The sequence below is a fragment of the Kitasatospora sp. NPDC034035 genome (assembly GCF_055575755.1).
The window spans coordinates 1-11,408 of record NZ_JBVISA010000077.1; the positions used below are offsets into that span (position 1 = coordinate 1).

The following is an 11,408-nucleotide window of genomic DNA, read 5'->3' on the forward strand; positions in this document are numbered from 1 at the left end:
GACAGCCGGGCCACCAGCCTGCCCCACATCGCCCGAACAAGCCGAAACGGCCCGCCGGATAGACCGACGGACCGTCACGAAATATCGAGGCTAACGCCCACAAGCCCTCCTCCCGGATGCTCCGCCCGGTTGGGTACTTCAGCTCATCAGTGGCTCCCGATCTCGCCGGAGTGGGCTCCCATTCCCGCCGGAGATCACCGCTCGGGAACGGCCCGACCCTGGCCTTCAATGCTGCCGGAGTCGTAATCCCCATATGACCCGACGAAATCAGTCCGATCCGTCACCGACAGTCACCATCGCCGGACGGCACCTCGCAAAGTAGCGCTCGCAACGGCTCGCAAACCACAACTCGCAACCCCAGGCGTCCAGATCGAACAGTGCCACCTCACCGCGCCCCTGATCAGGGGGCACGAGTACAGGTGAGGGCACCGTGCACAGCGTTTACCCCCGCGTCAGCCCATCCCCGGCAGGCTACGCAGTTCACCAACTCGCAGAAGCCGCGCGAGGAGAAAGAACAGCAACGCCATCACGATGCCGCCCGCGGTCAGCGAGGCGACCGATGTCAGGCTGTGACTGCACGAGCGGGCGATGAGCCAGCCGGTGGCCGCTGCGCCGATGGCGGATGCGGTCAGCTTGGCGTAGGTGCGGCAGATCCGGCGACCGTCGAGCAGGCCTTCGGTGCGCTTCCTCAGCCGCAGAGCCGTCAGAAGGAGGCCGACCGCGTAGGACAGGGCATAGCCGGCGGCCATCCCGGTGACCGCCCACCGCGTGGGCAGCAGAAGGTGGCAGGCCACGGCCAGAACGATGTTCATGCCGCTGATCCACAGCGCCATGCGGAACGGCGTGCGGGTGTCCTCGAACGCGTAGAAGCCGCGCAGCAGGAGGTACTGGGCGGAGAACGGGACCAGCCCGAGGCCGAAGGCCTGAAGCATGTGGCCCAGGGGAACGGTTGCCGCGGCGTCGGCGGCACCGTGGGCGAACAGCAGCTGGGCGATCTGCGGGCCGAAGGCGACGAAGAAGAACGCTGCCGGGACGATGACGACACCGCTGACCCGTAGCGCGCGGGACAGGTCGGCGCGCAGGTCGTCGAGACGGTGCTCGGCCGCCGCCCGGCTCATGCGCGGAAGGAGGGCGGTGACGAGGGACACGGTGACGATCGACTGGGGCAGCATCCAGATCTGCTGGGCGTAGCTGTAGGCGGTGTAGCCGACGCCGTCGTTGGGCAGGACGGCGTCGGCGGCGGAGGCCAGGCGGGTGACCACGGTGCCCGCCACGAGGTTGGCCAGGACGAACAGCAGGGTCCAGCGGGCCGCGTTCATGCTCTTGCGCAGGCCGACGCCCCGCCAGTGGAAGCTCGGTCGCAGCCGGAATCCGGCTGCGTGGGCGTACGGAACCAGCGCCAAGGCTTGGAGGGCCAGGGCGAGGGTGGTTCCGATGCCGAGCAGCCTGACCTGGGCGCCGGTGATGTCCGAGACGTTCTCCGGAGTGGTCATCATGCCGAGGTAGAGGCCGAACATCGTGATCAGGACCACGTTGTTCAGGACCGGCGTCCACATCATCGCCCCGAACCGGTTCCGGGCGTTGAGGACCTGTCCGAAGATGCTGAACACGCCGTAGAAGAAGATCTGGGGAAGCAGGAAGCGGGCGAAGACCACGGTCAGCTCGAACGCGTCGTGTGTGGCCGACGTGTCCTGCTGGTAGATGCTGATGATCTCCGGAGCGGCCCAGGTCGCCAGCACGGCGCCGACTCCGAGTACGCACAGCACGAGGGTCACCAGACGCTGCTCGAAGGCCGTCCCGCCATCGGCGTTCTCCGTCCGGGCCCGGACCAGTTGCGGGACCAGGACGGAGTTCAGCGCGCCGCCGATCAACAGGAAGTACAAGCTGGTGGGCACCGTGTTGGCCTGGTTGTAGGTGGTGGCCAGCAGCCCGGTGCCCAGTGCCGCAGCTTGCAGCACTTGCCGGATCAGTCCGGTGACGCGCGAGACCACCGTCCCGGCGGCCATCAGCACGGACGACCGCAGCACCCCGCCGACCTCAACTCGCTTGGGCGCAGCATGCTTCCTGCGTTTCGCGCTTGGTCGCTCTATCTGCTCGGACGGCGCCTGTTCGATCATGAACACAATCTACGACTCAAATCTCCTCGATACGTGAGGACTTGGAACTTGGACCCGTCGCGGACTTGCACCGGGGCGATGGCATGCCTCTGCCGGTGCTCCCGTCAACACGCGGACTTGACAGGGAACACCACGGCGCCCTTCCCACTGGCCCGGCGGACGACCGGCCGTGGTGATCACCGGTGCCTGGCGCGCGGGAGAATGAGCCGGGTGACAGCACCCAGCCTCTGCCCCGCGGCATCAGCGCTCTGATTCCCCCACGCCCGCGCCCAGGCGGCGCCCGGCGAGCTCGCGGCCGCCCAGCTCCTGCACCTGCGATCGGCGACCGTTCCGGTGCCGGTCCTCGCCGCGGCCGCCGACTGATCGCCGCACAGCTGGAGGACCCGGACCCGGCCACCCGCGAGGCCGCCGGCTCCGTCCATTCCCGCCTGCTCGCCGCCATCGAGGACACCCCGCCCGGCCAGTAGCCGTCAGCATGTCCCAGCCCTGTCCCAGGCCCCCTCGCCAACGCTCCGACCAGGCAGAACACGGTGAGACCGTCCTAGGACAGTCCCAGCTCCGTCCCAGCAAAACACCCGAAGCGGACCCCTGGGACGCGGCAGGACAGGGCTAGGACAGCCCCCGTCCCAGCCCGGCGAACCGCCCAGCCTACGGTCCGGCACAACCCCCACAGCCCCCACCGACTCCGCCGCAGAGCGAGGAACCGAGCGCCGCGCGCCCGGCCCGCACACTGGTCCGTACCGGCTGTTGGCACGGTGCACGGCGTTCGTCAGATTGGTCTGCGCCTTCATCGCGTTGACTGCGCGAGCTGCACCTTGAACGTCCGCCAGAGTTTGGCGACGGTCGCCGCGCTGGTCGGCCTCACCGTTCTTGCCGGTTGGCACGACAGTTCGCATGACCGTCACCCCGCCAGCGCGGCGTGTAGCGACCCTCCGGTGGGCCCCTGTACGGCTGGAGGCCGCCATCGGGAAGTCCCGGGGGCGGCCTCCAGCGGTGTGTGGTGCGTCAGCTGATGCGGATGAGTCCGGCGGTGGCGGTGGCCGCCTCCGGGGTGGGGCTGCCGCTGTAGGTGGCGGTGTAGCCGAGGTTGAGCAGGACGGTGACGACCGGGCAGGGCCAGTGCAGGTTGCGGTGCCCGCGGCATCGGTGGTGGCGGTGCACACGGTGGTGGAGCCGACCTTGAAGGTGACGGTGGCGCCGGGCACGGGCTTGCCGGTGGTGGTGTCGGTGAGGGTGGCCGACAGGTTGAGGTTGATGCTCAGCTGCCCGGGTGCGATGGAGAGCAGCAGCGGGTTCGTGGTGAGCTTGGTGGTGTCCTTGGTGTAGGTGTACCGGTCCGCGGCCGTGATGGTGCTGGTGCCGCCGGGGGTGGTGACGGTGACGTCGACCGATGCGGAGCCGCTCGCGGCGGGCGCGGTCGCGGTGACGGTGGTGTCGTTGACGACGGTGAAGCTGCTCGCCGGGGTGGTGCCGAAGGAGACGCCGGTGGTGCCGTAGAGGTGGCTGCCCGTCAGGGTGACGGTGGTGCCGCCGGCGGCCGGGCCGGTGGTGGGGGTGAGGCCGGTGGCGGTGGGCGGCAGGGGCGCCATCGCCAGTTGGTAGACGTTCTGGTCGGTGGGGATGGTGGAGGTGATGGTGAGTGTCGCGGTGTCGATGATCGAGACGGTGCCGTTGGTGAGGCTGCTGACGTAGACGTGGCTGCCGTCGGGGCTGGCGAGGACGGCGGTCGACCAGCCGCCCGTCGGGATGCTGGTGAGCATGGTGTTGGTCGTGGCGTCGACGACGGACGTCGTGCCGAGGGCACTGCCGACGTAGACCTGGCCGCCGTCCGGCGAGACGGCCACGCCCTGCGGGAGCCAGCCGACCGTAACGGTGGAGGAGACCCTGGCGGTGGCGGTGTCGATCACCACGAGGGCCCGGTCCCGGCTGTTGCTGACGTACGCGTGTGCCGTCCGGGCTGAACGCCGCCCCGAACGCGCCCGGGACGGAGATGGTGGCGGCGACGGTGTTGGTGGCGGTGTCGATCACCGTCACCGAACTGCCGGCGGGGCTGGGGACGCAGCCCCGCGAGGCTGCCACGGGCCCCGGTGCCGGACCAGGCATCGACGGAGATCAGCTTGTCGGCGCCGCCGAAGGTGTAGGAGGCGCGTTGCTGGACGCCGGAGCCGCCGGTGTCGCCGCAGCGGTAGGTGTACCCGGGGAAGATGACCTGGATGCTGCGGATGCCGACCTCGTCGTACCAGACGTCGATCCTGGAGGCGTAGGGGGAGTCGGCCTTGGGCGCGGCGTCGAAGGGCACCTGCGCCCCCCGCTCCGCGCTGAGCATACGGGTGAGCACTCCGTCGTTGTAGAGCAGCTCACGTCTCCCTTGGTGACCGGGGCGGCCTTCGCCTGCGCGACGCTGTCCCCGGGGGCGGGGTTGCCGGTCGACGTCCATGACGTCGCGCCGGGCACCAGCATGGCGGACCTGCCGTCGGCCGCATACGCCGCGATCGCGCCGTCCGTGCTGGGGGACAGGCGCTGCACGTTCAGCCCGGACGGGGACAGTTCCTGCCAGCCGCTCTCGCCGCGGGTGAATGCCTTGCCCTGACGGCAGTACCAGAGCTTGTCCTTGCTGGTGACGGCGACGTCGTCAGCCTGGACGTTCAGGGACTGCCAGGTGCCGTTCTCGGCGCGCTGGAAGAGCGTGTTGTCCAGGCCGATGAGGTAGAGCGTGCCGTTGCCGGCGCAGGCCAGGCCAGGCCCAGCCCCTGCCAGTTCTGGGTGTTGGTCTTCCAGGTCGTTCCGTCGAAGTGCGCGAGTTGCTTGTCGGTCCGCAGCCCACAGACGACGTCCTTGCCGGGCGCGATGCGGTTCAGGCCGTTGTTCAGTCCGGTGGTGGGTATCGGGTTCCACTGCCGGCCGACCGGGTCGAACCGCACCGGGCTGCCGTCGAACCTGCGCACCCCGTACACGCCCATGGGCCCGGCGGCGATGTCCACCAGGTCCACCCCGTCGAAGTCCTGCCGCATCGGCGCCTCGGGCGCGGTGCAGGCGTCGAGCTTGCGCACGGCGGTCTCGAACGGGTTCGCCGCCCGGATCCTCGCCCCCCAGTCGGCCGGGGCCACCGACGCCAGCACCTCCTTGTACCGCTGGAGGCTGGAGTAGGTGAAGGTCAGCTCCTGCAGCGGGATGAACAGGCAGCGCTCCAGCTTCGTCGGCTTGGTCGTGACGCTGTAGACCTGTACGACCTCGTGGTACTGCACCGACATCGCGTGCATGTGGTTGTAGTTGGTGACGACCCGGGTCAGCACCTGGTCCTTCTCCGACTGCGACGTCTCGTGCACCACCGTCATGTTGCGGCTGCGCGCCGCCGTCGCCAGCTGCTGGCGGGCCGGCCAGGGCGCAGCAGCCCCGGACCCCAGGAACGTCAGTCCGGCCCGAAACCCGGTGGACGGCTTCCCCGCTCTGAGCGAGTATCACCGCGATGAACACCGAACCACTCTCCGCCCCCAAACGCGTCCGCTTCGTCGAGCTCAGCGCAAAGGCCCTGCGGGCTCTTGCCGACGGTGACCTCGCCGGCGGCAGTGCCGAAGCCGGGGTTGCCCTTGACGAACACTTCGTCGGTGAACGAGCCCGCTGGATCTTCGGCTACCGTGCCGACCAGCTCGCCAAGGACCCCTCTGCTGCTCCTTGGACCACGCGGGCAGCGGTGTCCGAGCCGGACGGGACTGTCGTCGGCGACGCCGGGTTCCACGGGCCGCCGAACGAGACGGGCATGGTCGAGGTCGGCTACTCCGTCGTCCCCAGGTACCGCCGTCAGGGCTATGCCCGCGCCATGCTGAGGGCGTTGCTCGTCAGGGCAGCGGCCGAACCCGGTGTCAGGACCGTGCGCGCCAGGATCGGATCCGACAACACCGCCTCCCTGGCCTGCATCAACGGCTTCGGCTTCACCCGCGTCGGCGAGCAGGGGAACGAGCGCGACGGACTCACGATCATTTTCGAGGTCCCGGCAGACGCCATTCACGCCCGGTAGCGTACGGTCCCGGCGGACGACGGGACGGGCGGGTCGGCGACGGCATCCGCGCGGGCGACGGTACGCCCCCCTGGCTGGTCCACAACCCCGCCGGCGTCGATGTCGCGGCGCAGCGGCACGACAACGGCCGGGACAGCGGCGCGCAGCACGGCGACCGCAGGACGGCGAACCGACGACGACGGCCGGCAGGACCCGGGACAACCTCACCGCCGTCCCGGCCGGCGCCGCCCGCATCGAGGTCCTGGCCCAACGCGGACCGTCGGCCCCGGTCTGGCACCCGCTCGGCAGCCGGGGCGGGGCGTGCATGCGGATGGACAGATCTGCAGGCGGCGAGCACGAGCCACGGGAGGTCTGCCGCCGGCCGTCCCAGCCGCTATCCGGGGCCGCCAGGACGCCTGAGGCATATGAGGCATGTGGTACTTCGGCCCGTGTGCCTCATGGATATCCATGGGTTGTTCCGGCACGTTGGGCACCTGAGCGACAGGGCGCTTCCGAGTGGCGGAGCGGACGCGTGATGCGCAGGCCCGCGCCACCGTCCGAGTCGTCGATCATGACCTGACGCAGCGTCACCTGCCTTGAATCAGCTGACGCGCATGATGACGGCCAGGCGCACCGGTATGTTCGGATCTACTCCTTGCTCAGTGGATGCCCCAGTTGGGTCGACTTCACGACTGGACGCGTCGCTCGGCGGCGTCGAACGCGGGCGCCAGCGGGGCCAGCGCCGCGCGGAGCTGGTCGGGCAGTGAGCCGGAGGGCACGACCAGTCCTCCGGCGCCGAAACTCTCGGGGAACCACGCGTTCCCGGCGGGCCGAAGCCAGCCTTCCAGTGCGATGCGAACCGCCGCGGCCACGCTCGCCGCGAGAACGCGGGCTGTGGGCGCTTCGGCGCCACCAAGGCGTTCGGCGATCACCGTCGTGAGAGGGGGCTCAATGTCGGCGGTCGTATCGAGGAACGCGTCAAGCAGCGGGGTCCGGGTGGTGATCAGCAGCAGTACTTCGCGTTCGCGCCCACCGGTGTTCGTGTACTGCTCGACCACTGCTTCGGTGACGGCGTCAGCCAGGCGCACTCCTGCGGGCCGGGCGGCGACCGCCGACGCGACCCCCGCCTCCCGGCCTGCGGTAACGGCGGCGACGATCGCCTGCTCGCGGCTGGCGAAGTAGTTGTTGTAGGTGCGCGGCGAGACTCCGGCCGCCTCGGCGATCTCCTCGACGCGCACGTTGTCCGGTCCGCGCTCCACGGCCAGGCGCAGCGCGGCCTCGCGGAGCGCCTCACGCGTGGCCTGCTTCTTCCGCTCCCGCAGCCCTGATGGTGGTGTCGTCACGGTGTCAGCATGCCACACGTAACTGCGCGCACGCAAACTTGCGTGCGCGCAGTTTTCCTGTCAGCCTCGACCCACCGAGACCGACAGAGAGGGCGGCACCGTGCGAGCAAGAGGAATGACCTACGACACCGGATTCGTCGTGCACGGCCAGACGTCCCGGGAGAACCTCGACCCAGCGGTCGTCCGGCGCGAGCTCGCCATCATCCGCGACGACCTGCACTGCAACGCGGTCCAGATCATCGGCGGCGACCCGGACCGACTGGAGCTGGCCGCCAGCGCCGCCGCCGAGCTCGGGCTGGAGGTCTGGCTCTCGCCCTATCCGCTGGAGCTGGACCCGGAGCAGATCCTCGCGCTCTTCCGTGACTGTGCCCGGCGGGCGGAACGGCTGCGGCGTGGTGGGGCCGAGGTCGTGTTCGTCGCCGGTGTGGAGCTGAGCGTGATGAGCCGTGGGTTCCTGCCCGGAGAGAGCCCCGAGGAGCGTGTCGAGCAGCTGATGCGCCGACCCGAAGGACGGGCCGAGGCGATGCGCGAGCTCGGCGTGCGCATCAACGCATTCCTCCGGGACGCCGCGGCCACGGTCCGCGAGCACTTCCAGGGCAAGCTCACTTACGCGTCCATCCAGTTCGAGCAGGTCGACTGGACTCCCTTCGACTTCGTGACCTTCGAGCTGATCCGCTCCGCCGAGGTCGCCGACCGCTTCCGGGACGCGGTGCGCACCCTGGCCCAAGGCCCGAAACCGCTCGCCATCACCGGGTTCGGCACCGCCGCCTACCGCGGCGCGGGAGACCGCGGTGGGCGGGTGCTGGAAGTGGTCGAGTACGACCCCGAGACCAAAGCCCCTGTGCGGCTGGACGGCATATACGAACGTGACGAGGCCGGCCAGGCCGCATATCTCAGCGAACTGCTGGAGATCTTCGAGACCGAGGGCGTGAACAGCGCGTTCGTCTTCCTGTTCGCCTTGCCCGGCTACCCGCACCGCCCGGACGGCGACCCCAGGGACGACTTGGACCGGGCCGGCCTGGGCATCGTCAAACTCCTCGAAGGGCGCCGGGGGCAGACCTACCCCGACATGGAATGGGAACCCAAGGCCGCATTCGCGGCAGTGGCGCAGCGGTATCGGAGGTGACAAGCCCCACGCACGGTGACCACGGCTCGGGATCTGCACTGCGGCGCAGTGCGGATCCGACCGCCGGTGGCGCTGTAGGTACCGCGTTTCGGTGTCCACTTCCGGGCCGCCATGTCCAGCAGATGCCCAATCGGACAAGTCGCGTGACTGACAGGCTCTCGGCGTGGGTGGATGGACCCGGCTCCGTGCCAGGCCCCGTTGACCTGTGAGGCGAAGCACCGGAGGTGGGAAGCACTGGAGCCGATGATTCGTCGTGGCTGGTCAGAAGGCTGCAGCTTGCAGCGCCTGCTCGCGGATCTCTGCTCGCCAGAACGTCGCCCCTTGGCGGCAGGCGTTCGTGCTCCACGAGGTCGAGCGGCGGCCGAGGCCGACGACTGACCGGCGGCCTCGTGGATCCGCGCTGTCGAGTACGGGCTCAACCGGACGGCGTGACCGGGGACCGAATGCCGAGCCACTGCTCAGCATTCCAGGCCTGGTACCGCTCTACCTCGGTGAACCCCAGCTTTGCCGCGAGGCGCATCGAGCCGACGTTGGCGGTCTGGGTGGTGAGTACCACCGGCTCACCGGGAAGCGCGCCGGCGAGCCATTCAAGTGCCGCTGCGCACGCCTCGGCGGCGTACCCGAATCCCCACGCCTGCGGCAGGAACAGGTAGCCGAGATCGGCCTTCCCCGCGGCAGCCGGGCGGCGGTGCTCCGTTGCTCTCCTGAGCAGGATCTGGCCGATCATCGCCCCGTCGAGATCGACGACGAAACTCCCGGGCCACCGCTCGGGCACCCCGGGCAGCTCACCCTCGAGCTCGTCACGCGGCCGGGGGCCGCCGAGGTAGATATGCACCTCTGGCGACGCCAGCAACTCGACGAACGCCGCACGGTCCCGCGCCTCGGGCCCACGGAGCACCAGCCTCTCGGTCCTGATCGGGGCGGGAGGCCAGGCGACGGGTCCGAGTTCAGCCATGGCGGGCAATTCCTCTCGACGGCAGCGACACAGGAGACGCTCCCGCAGAGGGGGACGCGTCTGACGAGTGATCCAGTTCCTGGGCAACGGGTCCGCCAACCCGTCGCCGTGCCCAGTGGACTGGCGCTGCCGTTCGGTGGCACCGGCGACGTGGTCGCGCTTGTCGGAGCCTTCAGCTCCGGACGTTGCGAGCCATCCGGAGCCCGCGCCGTCAGGGATATGACACCGAGCACGGAACGATCAAGGTGACACGGAACGCGGAACCTGCAATCCACGCCACAGCTCCGCGGCCTGGTCACCGGCGCTCGCCAGATCGATGACCGCGCTCTGTTCCGCGGTCGCCAGCGGCGCGGGCCAGGACCCTCCGGGCTCCTCCACGATCTCCTGTGCCCGCGCCAGCGCCACCCTCGCGGCGATCGTCCGCCGGGCCGGCTCCCGCTCCCGCGCGACGGCGGCCGGCCACCAGGCCTCGTCCTCGGCCCGGGCCGCCTCCAGCGGCGGGGCGGCCGTGTGGCTGAGGCAGACGACCGGCAAGGGGTCCACCACGACCGCCTCCTGCCCGGGCGGCGGCGGAAAGGCACGCCCGTGCTCAGCGTAGTCACTGCCGACTGCTCCACCCAGTCCGGCGCCCTGGTTGACGAGATCGTCGGCAAGGGAGCCCGCCGCATGCTCGCCGCCGCGGTGGAAGCGGAAGTCAACCAGTACATAGCCGAGTTGACTGTGGGAAGGACGAGTATGGGCGTCGCCTGGTGGTCCGCAACGGTCACCACCGGCCGCGGTCGGTAGCCACCGCGGCCGGCCCGGTGGAGGTCAGGGCGGCCCCGCGGGTGAACGACCGGCGGGCGGACGAGGAGACGGACGCCTGGTCAGCCTGGTCATCAACGAAGCGGTGACCAAGGTGCGCGAGTCCGCCCTGAACTCGATCAGCGAGGCATTCAACCACCACCACCTGCCCCTGGACCTCGTCGAACCACTGACGGCCGCCATGCCGACGAGGGGGCGCGAACTCCTCGAACACGCTCTCTACATCCTCGGTGCCACCCACTCCCCGCAGGCCCGGCCGCTGATCGAGCCCTCCCCCCTCCCCCCCTGACCCAGAGGTGCGCGAAGAAGCCCGGCTCGCAGCAGCCGAGATCACCGCAGCGTCGGAGGGCCTCACTCACAACTCTTGACCAGCAGGCCCGGCGGCAGTCGTGTTGTTCCGTCCCCAGCGCCCCCGCATCGACCGCGTGGCGCATCCGCTTCTGCCGACGGCATGGGAGGGTTGACGCCTGCCGGCACTGCTCGGAGCGGTCCGCAGGGCCAAACATCGGGTGTCAGAGCCGTCTCGTGGTGAACAGGGTGGTCCCGTACGCCGCGTCCACTTCCTTCCGCTCGGTCTCGGTGAACCCGACCTTGGCCAGCACACGGCGAGAAGCGGTGTTCCAGTCCCAGACCGTGGCCCACAGGCGTTCGTGCCCCGACGATCTCGCCCATTCCAGAACTGCCAACGAGGCCTCAGTCGCGTATCCCTGACGCCAGACTCGGCGTAGCAGCTCGAACGCCAGTTCCGGTTCCCCTGTCGGTCCTCGCCCGCTGTCGACCAGCCCGCAGTAGCCGATGACGTCACGAGAGGCCTTCCGCTCGACCGCCAGCAACCCGATCGACCACAGCTGGTTGGTGCGGATCGAATCCTCGAGCTCCGCGACCGTGGGGTGTCCGTCCGCGTCGATTCGGCGGTGCGGCGGCACTCGTGGATCACGTTCGGTCCACAGCTCACGCTGGACGACAGCCTCGGCTGACGTTCCCCTCGTAGCGTAGAGGCCGTGGCTGAAGGGGAAGTTGGGAGTCATGGCGGAGAAGAGGCGGAAGTTCGACGCGGAGTTCCGCGAGG

General features: G+C 69.8%; 11 protein-coding genes and 1 pseudogene. 4 read left to right on the top strand and 8 right to left on the bottom strand.

Annotation, left to right across the window (positions count from 1 at the left end; translation table 11 throughout):
- Positions 1–452 precede the first annotated feature (452 nt).
- From murJ to ACZ52J_RS42265, 4 genes are all read right to left on the bottom strand, one after another.
- Positions 453–2,117, bottom strand: a complete 1,665-nt coding sequence (murJ, locus tag ACZ52J_RS42250) for a murein biosynthesis integral membrane protein MurJ (RefSeq protein ID WP_465626732.1) — start codon at positions 2,115–2,117, stop codon at positions 453–455.
- A gap of 470 nt (positions 2,118–2,587) precedes the next feature.
- A complete protein-coding gene (locus ACZ52J_RS42255; RefSeq protein ID WP_465626733.1) occupies positions 2,588–4,027 on the bottom strand; it encodes an IPT/TIG domain-containing protein in 1,440 nt (479 codons plus the stop codon).
- On the bottom strand, positions 4,021–4,455 hold the full coding sequence (locus ACZ52J_RS42260) for a hypothetical protein (RefSeq protein WP_465626734.1): 435 nt from the start codon (positions 4,453–4,455) through the stop codon (positions 4,021–4,023). Before ACZ52J_RS42260 ends, ACZ52J_RS42255 begins: the two co-directional genes overlap by 7 nt.
- 307 nt (positions 4,456–4,762) lie before the next feature.
- Entirely contained in the window at positions 4,763–5,443 is a 681-nt protein-coding gene (locus ACZ52J_RS42265; protein ID WP_465626735.1) for a hypothetical protein, read from the bottom strand.
- A 140-nt stretch (positions 5,444–5,583) separates the two neighbouring features.
- Between ACZ52J_RS42265 and ACZ52J_RS42270 the strand changes: the two genes are divergently transcribed.
- Positions 5,584–6,132, top strand: a complete 549-nt coding sequence (locus ACZ52J_RS42270; RefSeq protein WP_465626737.1) for a GNAT family N-acetyltransferase — start codon at positions 5,584–5,586, stop codon at positions 6,130–6,132.
- 665 nt (positions 6,133–6,797) lie between these two features.
- On the opposite strand, the gene ACZ52J_RS42275 is transcribed toward ACZ52J_RS42270, so the two are convergent.
- Positions 6,798–7,454 carry a TetR/AcrR family transcriptional regulator gene (locus tag ACZ52J_RS42275; RefSeq protein ID WP_465626739.1) on the bottom strand — a complete coding sequence of 219 codons (657 nt, stop codon included), beginning with the start codon at positions 7,452–7,454 and terminating at the stop codon, positions 6,798–6,800.
- Positions 7,455–7,569: 115 nt separating this feature from the next.
- On the opposite strand from ACZ52J_RS42275, the gene ACZ52J_RS42280 reads away from it, so the two are divergent.
- Entirely contained in the window at positions 7,570–8,580 is a 1,011-nt protein-coding gene (locus ACZ52J_RS42280; protein ID WP_465626740.1) for a hypothetical protein, read from the top strand.
- Between the two features lie 415 nt (positions 8,581–8,995).
- Here ACZ52J_RS42280 and ACZ52J_RS42285 read toward each other — a convergent pair whose 3' ends face one another.
- Together ACZ52J_RS42285 and ACZ52J_RS42290 are read right to left on the bottom strand one after the other, a co-directional pair.
- Complete coding sequence (locus tag ACZ52J_RS42285) at positions 8,996–9,535, bottom strand: GNAT family N-acetyltransferase (RefSeq protein WP_465626741.1); 540 nt, start codon at positions 9,533–9,535, stop codon at positions 8,996–8,998.
- A gap of 240 nt (positions 9,536–9,775) precedes the next feature.
- Positions 9,776–10,081: a hypothetical protein gene (locus ACZ52J_RS42290; RefSeq protein WP_465626742.1), complete on the bottom strand. Its 306-nt coding sequence runs from the start codon at positions 10,079–10,081 to the stop codon at positions 9,776–9,778.
- A gap of 39 nt (positions 10,082–10,120) precedes the next feature.
- Between ACZ52J_RS42290 and ACZ52J_RS42295 the strand changes: the two are divergent.
- A pseudogene (locus tag ACZ52J_RS42295) lies at positions 10,121–10,416 on the top strand (IS256 family transposase); the annotation flags it as partial.
- Between the two features lie 8 nt (positions 10,417–10,424).
- The gene (locus ACZ52J_RS42300; RefSeq protein WP_465626743.1) at positions 10,425–10,628 is read left to right on the top strand and encodes a hypothetical protein; all 204 of its coding nucleotides are present in this window, start codon (positions 10,425–10,427) and stop codon (positions 10,626–10,628) included.
- A 223-nt stretch (positions 10,629–10,851) separates the two neighbouring features.
- On the opposite strand, the gene ACZ52J_RS42305 is transcribed toward ACZ52J_RS42300, so the two are convergent.
- Positions 10,852–11,408 (bottom strand): GNAT family N-acetyltransferase (locus tag ACZ52J_RS42305; RefSeq protein WP_465626745.1); only part of this gene is annotated, 557 nt, incomplete at its 5' end.